14 protein-coding genes, 1 tRNA gene and 1 pseudogene are annotated in these 15,607 nt (G+C 62.9%); 14 read left to right on the plus strand and 2 right to left on the minus strand.

The features are described from left to right. Window positions 1–155: 155 nt before the first annotated feature. Window positions 156–1,256 carry a chorismate synthase gene (aroC, locus tag OKW38_RS24710; RefSeq protein ID WP_429363421.1) on the plus strand — a complete coding sequence of 367 codons (1,101 nt, stop codon included), beginning with the start codon at window positions 156–158 and terminating at the stop codon, window positions 1,254–1,256. Between the two features lie 175 nt (window positions 1,257–1,431). Here aroC and OKW38_RS24715 read toward each other — a convergent pair whose 3' ends face one another. Further along, window positions 1,432–3,105, minus strand: coding sequence for an electron transfer flavoprotein-ubiquinone oxidoreductase (locus OKW38_RS24715; protein ID WP_090800993.1), 1,674 nt, complete (start codon window positions 3,103–3,105; stop codon window positions 1,432–1,434). 186 nt (window positions 3,106–3,291) lie between these two features. Here OKW38_RS24715 and OKW38_RS24720 point away from each other — a divergent pair, with 186 nt between their 5' ends. Further along, complete coding sequence (locus tag OKW38_RS24720) at window positions 3,292–4,068, plus strand: SDR family oxidoreductase (protein ID WP_018421159.1); 777 nt, start codon at window positions 3,292–3,294, stop codon at window positions 4,066–4,068. Between the two features lie 56 nt (window positions 4,069–4,124). Beyond that, the gene (locus tag OKW38_RS24725; RefSeq protein WP_090800991.1) at window positions 4,125–4,556 is read left to right on the plus strand and encodes an acyl-CoA thioesterase; all 432 of its coding nucleotides are present in this window, start codon (window positions 4,125–4,127) and stop codon (window positions 4,554–4,556) included. A 44-nt stretch (window positions 4,557–4,600) separates the two neighbouring features. Here OKW38_RS24725 and OKW38_RS24730 read toward each other — a convergent pair whose 3' ends face one another. Then, entirely contained in the window at window positions 4,601–5,146 is a 546-nt protein-coding gene (locus OKW38_RS24730; RefSeq protein ID WP_018421157.1) for a LuxR C-terminal-related transcriptional regulator, read from the minus strand. A gap of 219 nt (window positions 5,147–5,365) precedes the next feature. On the opposite strand from OKW38_RS24730, the gene OKW38_RS24735 reads away from it, so the two are divergent. The 11 genes and pseudogenes from OKW38_RS24735 (at window position 5,366) to pheS (ending at window position 15,541) form a co-directional block, all read left to right on the plus strand. Further along, entirely contained in the window at window positions 5,366–6,073 is a 708-nt protein-coding gene (locus tag OKW38_RS24735) for a CoA transferase subunit A (protein ID WP_429363423.1), read from the plus strand. Window positions 6,074–6,075: 2 nt separating this feature from the next. Continuing rightward, window positions 6,076–6,717: a CoA transferase subunit B gene (locus OKW38_RS24740; RefSeq protein WP_429363424.1), complete on the plus strand. Its 642-nt coding sequence runs from the start codon at window positions 6,076–6,078 to the stop codon at window positions 6,715–6,717. A 227-nt stretch (window positions 6,718–6,944) separates the two neighbouring features. Then, entirely contained in the window at window positions 6,945–7,859 is a 915-nt protein-coding gene (locus OKW38_RS24745; RefSeq protein WP_429335012.1) for an alpha/beta fold hydrolase, read from the plus strand. A 79-nt stretch (window positions 7,860–7,938) separates the two neighbouring features. Continuing rightward, a complete protein-coding gene (locus OKW38_RS24750) occupies window positions 7,939–8,292 on the plus strand; it encodes a RidA family protein (RefSeq protein WP_429363426.1) in 354 nt (117 codons plus the stop codon). 69 nt (window positions 8,293–8,361) lie between these two features. Then, a pseudogene (locus tag OKW38_RS24755) lies at window positions 8,362–10,606 on the plus strand (RelA/SpoT family protein). A gap of 105 nt (window positions 10,607–10,711) precedes the next feature. Beyond that, window positions 10,712–10,788: transfer RNA gene (locus tag OKW38_RS24760), tRNA-Val, on the plus strand. A gap of 254 nt (window positions 10,789–11,042) precedes the next feature. Further along, window positions 11,043–12,950: a threonine--tRNA ligase gene (thrS, locus tag OKW38_RS24765; protein WP_429363428.1), complete on the plus strand. Its 1,908-nt coding sequence runs from the start codon at window positions 11,043–11,045 to the stop codon at window positions 12,948–12,950. Between the two features lie 49 nt (window positions 12,951–12,999). After that, window positions 13,000–13,524, plus strand: coding sequence for a translation initiation factor IF-3 (infC, locus tag OKW38_RS24770; protein WP_075643713.1), 525 nt, complete (start codon window positions 13,000–13,002; stop codon window positions 13,522–13,524). Between the two features lie 258 nt (window positions 13,525–13,782). After that, the gene (gene rpmI, locus OKW38_RS24775; protein ID WP_006052501.1) at window positions 13,783–13,980 is read left to right on the plus strand and encodes a 50S ribosomal protein L35; all 198 of its coding nucleotides are present in this window, start codon (window positions 13,783–13,785) and stop codon (window positions 13,978–13,980) included. A 29-nt stretch (window positions 13,981–14,009) separates the two neighbouring features. Further along, window positions 14,010–14,369, plus strand: coding sequence for a 50S ribosomal protein L20 (rplT, locus tag OKW38_RS24780; protein WP_006052502.1), 360 nt, complete (start codon window positions 14,010–14,012; stop codon window positions 14,367–14,369). 158 nt (window positions 14,370–14,527) lie between these two features. Then, entirely contained in the window at window positions 14,528–15,541 is a 1,014-nt protein-coding gene (pheS, locus tag OKW38_RS24785) for a phenylalanine--tRNA ligase subunit alpha (protein WP_008918800.1), read from the plus strand. Window positions 15,542–15,607 lie beyond the last annotated feature (66 nt).

Below are 15,607 nucleotides of genomic sequence, written 5' to 3' on the forward strand. Positions count from 1 at the left end.
CGGTGCGCGGACGCCGAGATGGCGAACTCGCCCACCATCACCCGCTTTCGGCCGACTGCGCCCCGGCCGATCGGCCATCGCCGTCGCCAGGCCCGGCTTCGAGACGAGCGGGCTGGCATAATAGCGTTCTCCCCGTATTTCTTTGGACGACGCTCATGTCCGGCAACACGCTCGGTACGCTTTTCACTGTCACGACCTTCGGCGAATCGCACGGCCCCGCTATCGGCTGCGTGATCGACGGCTGCCCGCCGGGCATGGCGCTCAACGAAGCCGACATCCAGTTCGAACTCGATCGCCGCAAGCCGGGCACGTCGCGCCACGTGACGCAGCGCCAGGAAGAAGACAAGGTCGAGATCCTCTCGGGCGTGTTCGAAGGTCAAACCACCGGCGCGCCAATTGCGCTGCTGATCCGCAATACCGACCAGCGCAGCAAGGACTACGGCAACATCGCGGAAACGTTCCGCCCCGGCCACGCCGACTACACGTACTGGCAAAAGTACGGCATTCGCGACTACCGCGGTGGCGGCCGCTCGTCGGCACGGCTGACGGCGCCGGCGGTCGCGGCGGGCGCGGTCGCGAAGAAGTGGCTGCGCGAGAAGTTCGGCACCGAAATTCGCGGCTATATGGCCGCGCTCGGCGAGATCGACGTGCCGTTCGTCGATTGGGCGCAGGTGCGCGAAAACCCGTTTTTCGTGCCGAATGCGGAGATCGTTCCGCAACTCGAGGCGTATATGGACGCGCTGCGCAAGGACGGTGATTCGATCGGCGCGCGCATCAACGTGGTTGCCTCCGGTGTGCCGGTCGGCCTCGGCGAGCCGCTGTTCGACCGCCTCGACGCCGACATCGCGCACGCGATGATGGGCATCAACGCGGTGAAGGGCGTCGAGATCGGCGCCGGCTTCGCGAGCGTCGCGCAACGCGGCTCGGTGCATGGCGACGAGCTGACGCCGGAAGGTTTCGTCGGCAATCACGCGGGCGGTGTGCTCGGCGGTATTTCGACGGGGCAGGACATCACGCTGTCGATCGCGATCAAGCCGACGTCGAGCATTCGCACGCCGCGCCGTTCGATCGACAAGGCGGGGAACCCCGCGATCGTCGAGACCTTCGGGCGGCACGACCCCTGCGTCGGCATTCGTGCGACGCCGATCGCCGAGTCGATGCTTGCGCTCGTGCTGATCGATCACGCGCTGCGCCATCGCGCGCAATGCGGCGATGTGGCCGTGAGCACGCCGAAGATCGCGGCGAGCGCGCCGTAACGCTGACGCGGTCCCGCGATTGGCGGCGAACGAGCCGCCATAAAAAAGAATAGGGAAGGGGACCAACGAAACGCGCCAGAATGCGCGCAGACGAAAGCGCGAGCGCGCTATCGGAATTTGCCTGCGCGACGCTGCCGGTTATCGCGCAGCGCCGCAAAGGCAGACGGCACATCCATCACATATTCGGATAGTTCGGACCGCCACCGCCTTCCGGCGTGACCCACACGATATTCTGCGTCGGGTCCTTGATATCGCAGGTCTTGCAGTGCACGCAGTTCTGCGCATTGATGACGAGCCGCTCGCTGCCATCGTCGTTCTTCACGAACTCGTACACTGCAGCGGGGCAATAACGCGCCTCCGGTCCCGCGTAGGTCTGCCAGTTCACGTTGACCGGCACGGTCGGATCCTTCAGCGTCAGGTGCGCCGGCTGATTTTCCTCGTGATTCGTGTTCGAGATGAACACCGAGGACAGCCGATCGAACGTCAGCTTGCCGTCCGGCTTCGGATACGTGATCGGCTTGCACTGCGAAGCCGGCTTCAGCATCTCGTGATCGGAATGCTGATGATGCAGCGTCCACGGCACGTTGCCGCCGAGCAGCTTCTGCTCGAGACCGACCATCAGCGTGCCGAGGTAGAGACCCTTGCTCATCCACTGCTTGAAGTTACGCGCGCGATACAGCTCGGTGTAGAGCCACGACGTCTTGAACGCTTCCGGGTAGGCGCTCAGTTCGTCCGACTGACGGCCGGCCTGCACGGCGTCGAACGCGGCATCGGCGGCGAGCATGCCGGTCTTGATCGCGGCGTGCGAACCCTTGATGCGCGACGCGTTCAGGAAGCCCGCGTCGTCGCCGACCAGCGCACCGCCCGGGAACACCAGCTTCGGCAACGACATCAGGCCGCCCGCGGTGATCGCGCGCGCACCGTAGGACACGCGCTTGCCGCCTTCGAGAATCGCGCGGATCGCCGGATGCGTCTTGTAGCGCTGGAATTCCTCGAACGGCGACAGATACGGATTCGAATAGCCGAGGCCGACCACGAAGCCGACCACGACCTGGTTGTTGTCCATGTGGTAGAGGAACGAGCCGCCGTAGGTGTCGTTTTCGAGCGGCCAGCCGGCCGTGTGCATCACCAGACCCGGCTTGTGCTTCGCGGGATCGATTTCCCACAACTCCTTGATGCCGAGGCCGTACACCTGCGGATCGACGCCGTCGCGCAGCTTGAACTTCTCGTTCAGCTGGCGGCCGAGGTGGCCGCGCGCGCCTTCGCAGAACAGCGTGTACTTCGCGTGCAGCTCCATGCCGAGCTGGAAGTTTTCGGTCGGTTCGCCGTCCTTGCCGATGCCCAGATTGCCGGTCGCGACGCCCTTGACCGAGCCGTCGTCGTTGTAGAGCACTTCGGCCGCCGGAAAGCCCGGGAATATCTCGACGCCGAGCGCTTCGGCCTGCTGACCCAGCCAGCGCGTCACGTTCGCGAGGCTGATCACGTAGTTGCCGTGGTTCTTGAAATTGTCCGGCAGCGCCCAGGTCGGCACGCTCTTCGAACCGGTTTCCGTCAGGAACAGGAAGCGGTCTTCGGTCACGTCGACCGTCAGCGGCGCGCCTTTTTCCTTCCAGTCCGGGATCAGCTCGGTCAGCGCGCGCGGGTCCATCACCGCGCCCGACAGAATATGGGCCCCGATCTCTGAGCCTTTTTCGAGTACGCACACGCCAATGTCAGCGCCTCGTTCGGCGGCGCGCTGCTTCAGGCGAATGGCCGCCGACAGGCCCGCAGGGCCGCCGCCGACGATGACGACGTCATACTCCATCGACTCGCGCGGGCCGTACTGCTCAATGAGACTTGCGGGGGTCATTGATGCTCCTCTTACCGTTAGAATGCTTTTTTCGGGTTCGTATTGTGGGCGATCGATTCCCGCGCCGCAACCCGAAATCCGCAGATTAGCACGACCGTACTATTTCATGATACGGTATAGACCCTTAGTCGGGTCCTACCGAACCCGTCAACCGCAGTTGTCACCACAACCGAACAAGGAAAGACAATGGGCCGTTCGATCAATCTGGAAGGCAAGGTCGCGCTGATTACGGGCGCCTCGAGCGGGCTGGGCAAGCGCTTCGCGCAGGTGCTGTCGCAGGCGGGCGCGAAGGTCGTGCTGGCGAGCCGACGTACCGAGCGGCTCAAGGAGCTGCGCGCGGAAATCGAGGCGTCCGGCGGCGCCGCGCACGTCGTGTCGCTCGACGTGACCGACTATCAGAGCATCAAGTCGGCGGTCGCGCATGCGGAGACCGAGGCCGGCACCATCGATATCCTCGTCAACAACTCGGGCGTGTCGACCACGCAGAAGCTGTCCGAGGTCACGCCGGCGGACTTCGAATACGTGTTCGACACGAATACGCGCGGCGCGTTTTTCGTGGCGCAGGAAGTCGCCAAGCGCATGATCATGCGCGGCAACAACGCGCAGAAGCCGTCGTACCGGATCATCAACATCGCGTCGATGGCGGGCTTGCGCGTGCTGCCGCAAATCGGCCTGTATTCGATGAGCAAGGCCGCGGTCGTCCACATGACGAAGGCGATGGCGCTCGAGTGGGGCAAGCATGGCATCAATGTGAACGCGATCTGCCCCGGGTATATCGACACCGAGATCAACCATCACCACTGGTCGACCGATCAGGGCCAGAAACTCGTGGCGATGCTGCCGCGTCATCGGGTCGGCAAGCCGGAGGATCTCGATGGGCTGCTCCTGCTGCTCGCGGCGGATGAATCGCAGTTCATCAACGGCTCGGTGATCGTCGCCGACGACGGCTTCGGACTCGCGTGAGCGGGTCGTCCAAAGTTTCAAAAGCCAGGCAGAAAAAGGAAGAACGGAAGTACAGAATGAGCGATTTTCACGCAGTTTTCGAAATGACGATGCCGATCCGCTGGGGCGACATGGACGCCTTCGGTCACGTCAACAACACGGTTTATTTCCGCTACATGGAGCAGGTGCGGATTTCCTGGTTCGAGCACATGGACTTTGTCGGCCAGCGCGCGCACGGGCAGGGGCCGGTGATCGTCAATGCGTCGATGGAGTTTCTGAAGCAACTGCACTATCCGGGCGACGTGATCGGCCGGATGTCGGTGGCGACACCGGGGCGCAGCAGCTTCGATACGGCTTTCGAGCTCCTGCGCGCCGATGAGCCGGATACGCTCTATGCGCGAGGCGCCGCGCGATGCGTGTGGATCGACTACGCGGCGGGCAAGTCGGTGCCGGTGCCTGACGTACTGCGCGCGGCCATCGAGAGCGCGGCGCTCGTCAAGGCGGCCTGAGCGCGCGGCTTGACAGCGCTGTCGCGCGCTTCAAACGCCCTCTCTCAATCCCCGAGCAGCCGCTGCAACAGCTCGGTCGCATTGCCCGTATCGTATTTGCGCATGAGCCGCGCGCGGTAGACGTCGACCGTGCGCGGGCTGATGTCGAGCACGCGGCCGATCTGCTTGCTGGTCTTGCCCGTCACCAGTTGCGCGGCGATTTCGCGCTCGCGTGGCGTCAGCTCCACCGCGACCCGCCGGGTTGCGCTCAAATCCTCGAAGGTCCAGACACCCGCCGCGTGCGGGTCGGTGCGCTGCTGCGCGCGGCCCGTCACGTGACACCAGAACAGCTCGCCGTTCGCGCGCTTCATGATCCGGTCGTCCGCGTAGCTGCCTTGCGCTGTCATGATCGGCGGAATGCGCGCGCCGATCCGCTCGAACTCGTCCGCCGATGGATACAACACCTGGAACGACTGACCGATCAGCGCGTCGCGCGCGTAGCCGAATATCGACGCTAGCTCGTCGTTGCAGTCTTCGATGGTCCGCTCGCGGGACAGCACGAGTCCGATCGGCGCGAGGTGAAACGCAGTGCGGTAATCCAGGGCGGGCATGGGCGGGAGGCAAGTACTTATGTATTTTTGCGTATTGTGCCGCATGGCGGGCCCAGCGTACTCTTTCGCGCAGATGACAACGCGGCTCAAGCTGCGGATGACTAGAATGACGTAGCGGTATCGTGAGGCGACGTGAAGTTTACCCGTTGCGATATCAGCCGCAATGATCCGGCGGCCTGCGTACACGTTTCGGGTTTCCATAAAGGAAGGGACATACAGATGAACAAGGTCTATCCAGGCGCCGCCGAGGCGCTGAAGGACATCGTCAAGGACGGGCAGACGTTCGCCGTCGGCGGCTTCGGGCTGTGCGGCATTCCTGAGGCGCTGATCGCTGCGCTGCGCGATTCGAAGGTGCAGGGCATCACGTGCATCAGCAACAACGCGGGCGTCGACGGTTTCGGCCTCGGCCTGCTGCTCGAGACGCGTCAGATCAAGAAAATGATCTCGTCGTACGTCGGCGAAAACAAGGAGTTCGAGCGCCAGTACCTGGCCGGCGAACTCGAGCTCGAATTCACGCCGCAAGGCACGCTCGCCGAGAAGCTGCGCGCGGGCGGCTCGGGCATCCCGGCGTTTTTCACGAACACCGGCTACGGCACGCAGATCGCCGAGGGCAAGGAAACCCGCCAGTTCGGCGAGAACCACTACGTGCTCGAACATTCGCTGACCGCCGATGTCGCGCTCGTCAAGGCATGGAAGGCCGACAAGGCCGGCAACCTGATCTATCGCCGCACCGCGCGCAACTTCAATCCGATGTGCGCGATGGCGGGCCGCATCACCGTCGCGGAAGTCGAAGAGATCGTCGTCGAAGTGGGCGAGCTCGATCCGGACGCGATCCATACGCCTGGCATCTTCGTGCAGCGCATCGTGCTGAATGCGCATCCGGAAAAACGCATCGAACAACGCGTCGTCCGCGCGAAAGGAGACTGATCATGGCATGGACTCGTGACGAAATGGCCGCGCGCGCGGCGAAGGAACTGCAGGACGGCTTTTACGTGAACCTCGGCATCGGCTTGCCGACGCTGGTCGCGAACCACGTGCCGACGGGCGTCGAAGTGTGGCTGCAGTCGGAGAACGGTCTGCTCGGTATCGGCCCGTCGCCGACCGAAGACGAAGTCGACGCCGACCTGATCAACGCCGGCAAGCAAACGGTGACGACGCTGCCCGGTTCGTCGATTTTCTCTTCGGCGGATTCGTTCGCGATGATTCGCGGCGGCCACATCAATCTCGCGATTCTCGGTGCGATGCAGATCAGCAGGAAGGGCGATCTCGCGAACTGGATGATCCCGGGCAAGATGATCAAGGGCATGGGCGGCGCGATGGACCTGGTCGCGGGCGTCAAGCGCGTGGTCGTGCTGATGGAGCACGTCGCGAAGGGCGATCAGCACAAGATCCTCGAAGAATGCACGCTGCCGCTGACGGGCGTGGGTGTGGTCGACGAGATCATCACCGATCTGGGCGTGATCGAAGTGACCGAAAACGGCTTGAAAGTGACCGAACTCGCGCCGGGTGTGAGCGTCGACGAAATCAAGGCGAAAACCGGCGCGCCGCTCGATGTGAGCGCGGTGAGCTGACGCGGGTTGAAACGCCGTTGCGCGCGTCGGCGCGACCGCGCGGCGGCAACGGTGTGTTCCGGACGGGCGAGACGTGAGTCTCGCCCGTTCTGTTTTTGGCGCGCGGCGGCGGATGCGCCGGACGGTTGGATCGACCTTCCTAAGCCTTCTGGCCGATGCTTGCCGCGCGACGAAGCGGTTTACAATCGTTCGCAGCCCAATCCGCAGCGTCTTTGCAAGGACACCAGATGACCGCAACGACTTCCGCTTCCACCACCGGGCGGCCCGCGCCGCGTCAACGTTACGTGCGGTGCGCGAGCCCTGCCGGCCTGCATCGCGTCGCCTATACCGAGTGGGGCGACCCGGACAATCCGCGCGTGTTGCTGTGCGTGCACGGACTCACGCGATCGGGGCGCGATTTCGACCGCCTCGCCGCCAACTTCGCGGACACCTATCGCGTGGTGTGCCCGGACGTGGTTGGCCGGGGCTTGTCGTCGTGGCTCGCGAACCCCAACTTATACGCGGTGCCGCAGTACGTCGCCGACATGGTCACACTGATCGCTCGGCTCGACGTCGACACCGTCGACTGGTTCGGCACCTCGATGGGCGGCCTGATCGGCATGGGGCTCGCCGGCCTGCCGGACACGCCGATCCGCAAGCTGCTGCTGAACGACGTCGGGCCGCATCTGGAGCCGGTCGCGGTCAAGCGCATCGGCGATTACCTTGGCAAGCCCGCACGCTTCGAAACGCTGCAGCAGGGCGTTGACTATGCCGCGCAGCTCGCGCAGAGCTTCGGACCGCTGACTCCGGACGAATGGCGCGAAATCAATACGCCGTTGCTGCGCGAAGAGGACGGCGCATGGGTGCTGCGCTATGACCCGCGCATCGCGCAGCCGTTCGCGGCGGTCACCGAGGAAGCGGCGAAGCTCGGCGAGGCGGCGCTGTGGCATTCGCTCGCGTCGTTCCAGGGGCCGGTGCTGGTGGTGCGCGGCGAGCAGTCGGATTTGCTGTCGCGTGAAACGGTCGCGAAGATGGTGTCGACCGCGCGTGCCGCATCGAGCGTGGAGATCGCCGGCGTCGGGCATGCGCCGGCGTTCCTGGCGGCGGACCAGATCGCGCTCGCGAGGGAGTTCTTCATCGGTCAGGCCGCGAACGCGTCATAATATTGAGTTCCGCATGACGATTTCATCGGCAGTGTCGTGTGGGACGTAGTTCGATTAACCCCTCAGCTCAGGACTTTTCATGGCAGTCATTCGTTATCACGTCGGCAAGCGTCTCTCGGAAATGGCCGCGCACAACGGCACCGTGTACCTCGCGGGTCAGATCGCCGAAGACGACGATCTGGACATCGCCGGCCAGACGCGCGAAGTGCTCGGCCACATCGACCGTCTGCTCGCCGAAGCGAACAGCGACAAGTCGCTGTTGCTGTCGGTGCAGATCTATATCTCGGACATGGCGCATTTCGCCGGCATGAACGCCGTGTGGGACGAGTGGGTCGCGCAGGGCGACACGCCGCCGCGCGCGACCGTCGAGGCAAAGCTTGCGAATCCGAAGTGCCTCGTCGAAATCGTCGTGATCGCGGCGCAGCGCAACTGAGTCGCGGCCGTCCGGCCGCACCGTGGTTGATTTTCCGTTGAATCGTCTGGCCCGGCGGGCCGTCGCACCATGAACACCGATACCGTTCCGAGCGCGCCTCATCCCCATCGTTCCTTCGACGAAGCGATGGCGTTCGTGCGCGAACATGCGGGCGAGGTGCGGCTGTCGTCGGGCGAATTGCTCGCGGATCACGCGGCGGGCACCGCGTCGATCATGCGCAAGCTCAACGTCGATCCGCCGGCGGTGCTGGCCGCTGCGCTGTTTGCGCTGACACCGCATCTGCGCGATCCGGAGCGCGTGATCGCCGACGACTTCGGCGCAGAAGTCGCCCAACTGGTCGGCGACGTACGCAAGCTGCTGCGGCTCGGCATGGTCAGTTTGCGCGCGGCGCAAAACGCGATGCCCGAGGCCGGGCGTGACGCGCAGGCTGCGCGCCGCGTGCAGGTCGAGGCGCTGCGCAAAATGCTGCTCGCGTTCGCGCAAGACATTCGCGTCGTGCTGATCCGCCTCGCGTCGCGGCTGCAAACGCTGCGTTATTACGCGGCCGCGAAGCTCACGCCGTCGCCCGACGTCGCACGCGAAACGCTCGATATCTACGCGCCGCTCGCAAACCGCCTCGGTATCTGGCAATTGAAGTGGGAGCTCGAGGACCTCGCGTTCCGTTTCGAGGAGCCGGACACCTACAAGCGCATCGCGAAACTGCTCGACGAGAAGCGCGTCGAGCGCGAGAGCTATGTCGCGCAGGCGATCGAACGCCTGCAGCAGGAGCTGGCCGCCGCGCATATCCGCGCGGAAGTGAGTGGTCGGCCGAAGCATATCTACAGCATCTGGCGCAAGATGCGCGGCAAGGAGCTGGACTTCGCCGAGCTGTACGACGTGCGCGCGTTTCGCGTGATCGTGCCGGACATCAAGGACTGCTACACCGTGCTCGGCATCGTGCACAACCTGTGGCAGCCGGTGCCGAAGGAGTTCGACGATTACATCTCCCGGCCGAAGCCGAACGGCTACAAGTCGCTGCACACCGTCGTGATCGGCGACGACGGCCGCGCGTTCGAAGTGCAGATCCGCACGCAGGAAATGCATCGCTTCGCCGAATACGGCGTGGCCGCGCACTGGCGCTACAAGGAAGCGGGTGCGCGCGGCTATGGCGGCACGTTCACCGCGAGCGAGAAATACGACGAGAAGATCGCCTGGCTGCGACAGTTGCTCGCGTGGAAGGACGAAGTCTCCGAGGCCGAGCATGGCGAAGCGGGCTCGGCACAGCCGTGGGAGCAGTTGCGCCAGGCCACGCTCGACGACGATCACATCTACGTGCTGACGCCGCAGGCGCGCGTGATTCCGTTGCCGCACGGCGCGACGCCGATCGACTTCGCGTTTCACCTGCACAGCGAGCTTGGGCATCGTTGCCGCGGCGCGCGCGTCGACGGCGCGATGGTGCCGCTCAACACGCCGCTGCAGAACGGCCAGACGGTCGAGATCGTGGCGGTGAAGGAGGGCGGTCCGTCGCGCGACTGGCTTAATCCGCAACTTGGCTATCTGCAAAGCCCGCGCGCGCGGCAGAAGGTGCGGGCATGGTTCAACGCGGTGGAGTTACAGGAGCACATCGCGAACGGTCGCGCGATGGTTGAAAAAACCCTGCAGCGCGAAGGCAAGACCTCAGTCAATCTCGATCAACTGGCCGCGCGGCTCGGTTTCAAGACCACCGACGACCTGTTCTCCGTGGTCGGCAAGGAGGAGTTCAGTCTGAGGCTCGTCGAGCAGGCGTTGCAGGATGCGCCGCCGCCCGAGCCCGAGGTCGATGCGCCGGAGAAGTTCGAGAAACGCAGCAGCGGCGCGAGCGTCGCGCGCGGCGCGTCCACGGGGGTGCTGGTGGTCGGCGTCGATGCGTTGCTCACCCAGCTCGCGCGCTGCTGCCGGCCGGCGCCGCCCGACGACATCTGCGGATTCGTTACGCGAGGCAAGGGCATGTCGGTTCATCGCAGCGACTGCGCGACGTTCCGCCGGATGGCGGAGCGCGCGCCGGAGCGCGTGCTTCAGACGGCGTGGTCGGCGGACGTGATGAGCGGCCGCGGCCATTCCGTCTACCCGGTCGACCTCGGCATCGAGGCGACGGACCGGCAAGGTCTGCTGCGCGATATCTCCGAAGTATTCGCGGCGGGAAAAGATGAACGTGATCGGCGTAAAGACGCAATCGCGCCGCAATGCCGCGTTCATGCAATTTACCGTCGAGGTGTCGAGCTCCGCGCAGATTCAGCGCGCGTGCACGCTGCTGGGCGAGATCACGGGTGTCGTGCGCGCGACGCGCAAGAACTGAGGCGCGGGCGGTTGGAAAAAGCCCCGCTAGTGGCGCGACGGATTAAAGTCGCCGCATAAAAGTACTTGCCAAGCTGCGCTATACCCCGTATACTCTCGTTTCTTCAGGCTCGTAGCTCAGCTGGTTAGAGCACCACCTTGACATGGTGGGGGTCGTTGGTTCGAGTCCAATCGAGCCTACCAACGAAAATGAAATTCCGGCCTCGCTGGGGTTTCGCAAACTGCAGTAAGCGCTTTGAGCGCAAAAAGGCGAATACGGTTATGACACCGCGAACGTTGACCGAAACCACTTCGGAACGACGCTAGTCGAGGACCACTTTCGCCAGTGAAGTTTGCATAAAATGTGAATGCGGCCCCTCGAAAGCGGGGCCGCATTTTTTTTATCTTTTTGACCCTGGTTGTATGTGCCGCCGCCGGTCGGCACCACGGAGAACGCAATGGTTTCGATACGTTTGCCTGACGGTTCTGTTCGACAGTACGAGCATCCGGTGACCGTCGCCGAAGTGGCCGCCTCGATCGGCCCCGGTCTCGCGAAAGCCGCGCTCGGCGGCAAGATCGACGGGGAGCTGGTCGATACGTCCATGCTGATCGATCACGACGTGGCACTCGCCATCGTCACGGAGAAGGACGCAGACGGTCTCGATATCATCCGCCACTCGACGGCGCACCTGCTCGCGTACGCGGTGAAGGATCTGTACCCGGAAGCGCAGGTCACGATCGGTCCGGTCATCGACAACGGTTTCTATTACGACTTCTCCTATAACCGTCCTTTCACGCCGGAAGATCTCGAAAAGATCGAAAAGCGCATGCAGGAACTCTCGAAGAGGGACGAGCCGGTGTCGCGTCGCGTGGTGTCCCGCGACGAAGCGGTCGAGTACTTCAAGAGCATCGGTGAAAAGTACAAGGCCGAGATCATCGAATCGATCCCCGCTAGCGACGAAATAAAACTGTACTCGCATGGCGGCTTCACGGACCTGTGCCGCGGCCCCCACGTGCCGTCCACCGGCAAGCTGAAGGTCTTCAAGCTGATGAAAGTCGCGGGCGCGTACTGGCGTGGCGACTCGAAGAACGAGCAACTGCAGCGCATTTACGGCACGGCCTGGACGAAGAAGGAAGACCAGGAAGCGTATCTCCACATGCTCGAAGAAGCCGAGAAGCGCGACCATCGCAAGCTTGGTAAGCAGCTCGACCTGTTCCACATGCAGGACGAGTCGCCGGGCATGGTGTTCTGGCATCCGCGCGGCTGGACGCTGTGGCAGCAAGTCGAGCAGTACATGCGCCGTCGCGTGAACGACGCCGGCTACCTGGAAATCAAGACGCCAATGATCATGGACCGCTCGCTGTGGGAAGCGTCGGGCCACTGGCAGAACTATCGTGAAAACATGTTCACGACGGAATCGGAAAAGCGCGACTACGCGATCAAGCCGATGAACTGCCCCGGTCACGTGCAGGTGTTCAATCACGGTTTGCGCTCGTATCGCGATCTGCCGCTGCGTTACGCGGAGTTCGGTTCGTGTCATCGCAACGAATCGTCGGGCGCGCTGCATGGACTGATGCGTGTGCGCGGCTTCGTGCAGGACGACGCGCATATTTTCTGTACCGAAGATCAGTTCATCAGCGAATCGATCGCGTTCAACACGCTGGCAATGAGCGTCTACCGCGACTTCGGCTTTGATAACGTCGAGATCAAGCTGTCACTGCGCCCGGATGCGCGCGCCGGCACCGACGAAACTTGGGATCGCGCGGAGCAGGGACTGCGCGAGGCGCTGACGGCCTGCGGCGTCACGTGGGAAGAGTTGCCCGGCGAGGGTGCATTCTACGGCCCGAAGGTCGAGTATCACATCAAGGACGCGCTCGGCCGCTCGTGGCAGTGCGGTACGCTGCAGCTCGACATGGTGTTGCCGGAGCGGCTGGGTGCCGAATACGTTGCCGAAGACAACAGTCGCCGTCGCCCGATCATGCTGCACCGGGCGATCGTCGGATCGATGGAGCGTTTCCTCGGGATTCTGATCGAGCACCATGCCGGTGCAATGCCCGCTTGGCTCGCGCCGATGCAGGTCGTTGTGATGAATATTGCGGAAAGTCAGGCCGAATACGCGCAGGCGCTAGCCCAATCGTTGCAAAAACAAGGGGTTAGAGTCGAGGCCGATTTGCGCAACGAGAAGATTAGCTATAAAATACGCGAGCACACGCTGGAAAAGGTCCCCTACCTGTTGGTGGTCGGCGACAAGGAGCGTGAAGCGCAAACGGTAGCCGTGCGTGCCCGTGGTGGTGTCGATATGGGTGTAATGCCTGTTGACGCCTTCATTGAGCGTCTGCGCCAGGACGTGCAGTCGTTCAACTGAGCCACTTGGTACCCGGCTCGTTTTTTTTAATTTTTAGAGGAAACGTAACATCGCTACTGATAAGTCTGCGCACCGCATCAACGGTGAAATTACAGCACCCGAGGTGCGACTGGTCGGCGTCGAGAACGAACCGCTCGGCATCGTGAAACTCGCTGATGCGTTCCGCATGTCGGAACAGCAGGACGTAGATCTGGTCGAAATCGCTCCGCAAGCGGTTCCGCCAGTTTGCCGCTTGATGGACTACGGCAAGTTCAAGTACCAGGAAGCGAAGAAGCAACACGAGGCCAAGCTCAAGCAGAAGGTCATCCAGGTCAAGGAAGTCAAATTCCGCCCAGGTACCGACGACGGTGATTACAACGTCAAGCTGCGCAACCTCGTCCGCTTCCTCGAAGACGGCGACAAGACGAAAATCACGTTGCGTTTCCGTGGCCGCGAAATGGCTCACCAGGAAATCGGCATGCGCATGCTCGAACGCCTGCGCACCGACCTCGACGAAGTCGGTCAGGTCGAGCAGATGCCGAAAATGGAAGGGCGCCAGATGATCATGGTGCTCGCTCCGAAGAAAAAGAAGTAAGCGCGAAGCAGTTGGCCGGGGCGACGGCGTGCCATGTGGCGCGCGCTCCGGCGGCGCAAGGTTGTTTGATGCTGTGCTGGGTGTCCGGCTTGGTGTCGGAAGGTTTCGGAACGTCGCGCATGCAAGTGCGCAGTGGTTCCCGAAAAGCGGCCGCTGGCGGTATCGGCGGTCTGCATACCAAGTGGAATGGGTTTCGAAGGGCGGGAAATGGCCATCTGGCCGACCGCACACCCATGTCCATCTAATAATGGAGTTGTCATGCCGAAGATGAAGACCAAGAAGAGCGCTGCAAAGCGCTTCGTGGTGCGTCCGGGCGGTACCGTCAAGCGCGGTCAGGCCTTCAAGCGTCACATTCTTACCAAGAAGACCACCAAGAACAAACGCCATCTGCGCGGCTCCACGGCAGTTCATGATTCCGATCTGAACTCCGTTCGCGCAATGCTGCCGTTCGCTTAACCCTTAACCGACACTCATAGGAGCGAAACATGCCTCGAGTAAAACGTGGGGTTACCGCACGGGCCCGTCACAAGAAGATCATCAAGCTGGCCAAGGGTTACCGCGGCCGTCGCAATAACGTCTATCGCATCGCCAAGCAGGCGGTCATGCGCGCAGGCCAATACGCCTACCGCGACCGCCGCAACAAGAAGCGTGTGTTCCGCGCACTGTGGATCACGCGTATCAACGCGGCGGTGCGTCAGCACGACATGACGTACAGCGTGTTCATCAACGGCCTGAAGAAGGCGTCGATCGAACTGGACCGTAAGGTGCTGGCCGACATGGCTGTGTTCGACAAGGCTGCTTTTGCTGCGATCGTTCAGCAGGTGAAAGCCGCCGTTGCAGCCTGATTGCGCTTCTGGCAATTAAAACTGCGTGGTTCGTTGCAGCGAACATCCGGTAGTCTCGGTGACGCTGCAACAAAAACGGGGCTCCTCACCGAGCCCCGTTTTTGTTGGTAGAACCAGTTTTGTTTCGATAGAACACTGACGTTGAAATGATGGGATCAATGGATCTGGACCAGATTGTCGCCGACGCGCAAAAAGCCTTCGCAGAAGCCCCCGACGTCACCACCCTCGAGAACGAGAAAGCGCGCTTTCTCGGTAAGGCGGGTGCGCTGACCGAGCTGTTGAAGGGCCTTGGCAAACTCGATCCCGAAACGCGCAAGACCGAAGGCGCACGGATCAACCTCGTCAAGCAACAGGTCGAGGCCGCGCTCACAGCACGTCGTCAGGCGCTCGCCGACGCACTTCTGAACCAGCGTCTCGCTGCTGAAGCGATCGACGTCACGCTGCCGGGCCGCGGCGCCAACGCAGGTAGCCTGCACCCGGTGATGCGCACCTGGGAGCGCGTCGAACAGATTTTCCGTACGATCGGGTTCGACGTGGCCGACGGCCCCGAGATCGAAACCGACTGGTACAACTTCACCTCGCTGAACAGCCCGGAAAACCATCCGGCGCGTTCGATGCAGGACACCTTCTACGTCGACGGCAAGGATGCCGACGGCCGCCCGCTGCTGCTGCGCACGCATACGAGCCCGATGCAGGTGCGCTACGCGCGCACCAACACGCCGCCGATCAAGGTGATCGTGCCGGGCCGCACGTATCGCGTGGATAGCGACGCGACGCATTCGCCGATGTTCAACCAGGTCGAAGGCCTGTGGATTGACGAGAACATCAGCTTCGCGGACCTGAAGGGCGTCTATACCGACTTCCTGAAGAAATTCTTCGAGCGCGACGACATTCTCGTGCGCTTCCGTCCGTCGTATTTCCCGTTCACCGAACCGTCGGCCGAGATCGACATGCAGTTCGAAACGGGCAAGAACGCGGGCAAGTGGCTCGAAATTTCGGGCTCCGGCCAGGTGCATCCGACTGTGATCCGCAACATGGGTCTCGACCCGGAGCGCTACATCGGCTTCGCTTTCGGCAGTGGCCTCGAGCGTCTCACGATGCTGCGTTACGGCGTGCAGGACCTGCGCCTGTTTTTCGAAAACGACCTGCGATTCCTGCGTCAATTCGCGTGACCCGGCGCGCGCGAGCGCGACGAAGCATAAATCGCGGCAGCGCACCTGGTGCGCGCCGCGAGCGTC

Origin of the sequence: Paraburkholderia sp. MM5496-R1 (genome assembly GCF_050436205.1) — a bacterium.
Classification (GTDB): domain Bacteria; phylum Pseudomonadota; class Gammaproteobacteria; order Burkholderiales; family Burkholderiaceae; genus Paraburkholderia; species Paraburkholderia tuberum.

Coding starts and splice junctions, on each gene's coding strand:
- aroC (WP_429363421.1), top strand. CDS start 156: ATGTCCGGCAACACGCTCGGTACGCTTTTCACTGTCACGACCTTCGGC.
- OKW38_RS24715 (WP_090800993.1), bottom strand. CDS start 3,105: ATGACCCCCGCAAGTCTCATTGAGCAGTACGGCCCGCGCGAGTCGATG.
- OKW38_RS24720 (WP_018421159.1), top strand. CDS start 3,292: ATGGGCCGTTCGATCAATCTGGAAGGCAAGGTCGCGCTGATTACGGGC.
- OKW38_RS24725 (WP_090800991.1), top strand. CDS start 4,125: ATGAGCGATTTTCACGCAGTTTTCGAAATGACGATGCCGATCCGCTGG.
- OKW38_RS24730 (WP_018421157.1), bottom strand. CDS start 5,146: ATGCCCGCCCTGGATTACCGCACTGCGTTTCACCTCGCGCCGATCGGA.
- OKW38_RS24735 (WP_429363423.1), top strand. CDS start 5,366: ATGAACAAGGTCTATCCAGGCGCCGCCGAGGCGCTGAAGGACATCGTC.
- OKW38_RS24740 (WP_429363424.1), top strand. CDS start 6,076: ATGGCATGGACTCGTGACGAAATGGCCGCGCGCGCGGCGAAGGAACTG.
- OKW38_RS24745 (WP_429335012.1), top strand. CDS start 6,945: ATGACCGCAACGACTTCCGCTTCCACCACCGGGCGGCCCGCGCCGCGT.
- OKW38_RS24750 (WP_429363426.1), top strand. CDS start 7,939: ATGGCAGTCATTCGTTATCACGTCGGCAAGCGTCTCTCGGAAATGGCC.
- thrS (WP_429363428.1), top strand. CDS start 11,043: ATGGTTTCGATACGTTTGCCTGACGGTTCTGTTCGACAGTACGAGCAT.
- rpmI (WP_006052501.1), top strand. CDS start 13,783: ATGCCGAAGATGAAGACCAAGAAGAGCGCTGCAAAGCGCTTCGTGGTG.
- rplT (WP_006052502.1), top strand. CDS start 14,010: ATGCCTCGAGTAAAACGTGGGGTTACCGCACGGGCCCGTCACAAGAAG.
- pheS (WP_008918800.1), top strand. CDS start 14,528: ATGGATCTGGACCAGATTGTCGCCGACGCGCAAAAAGCCTTCGCAGAA.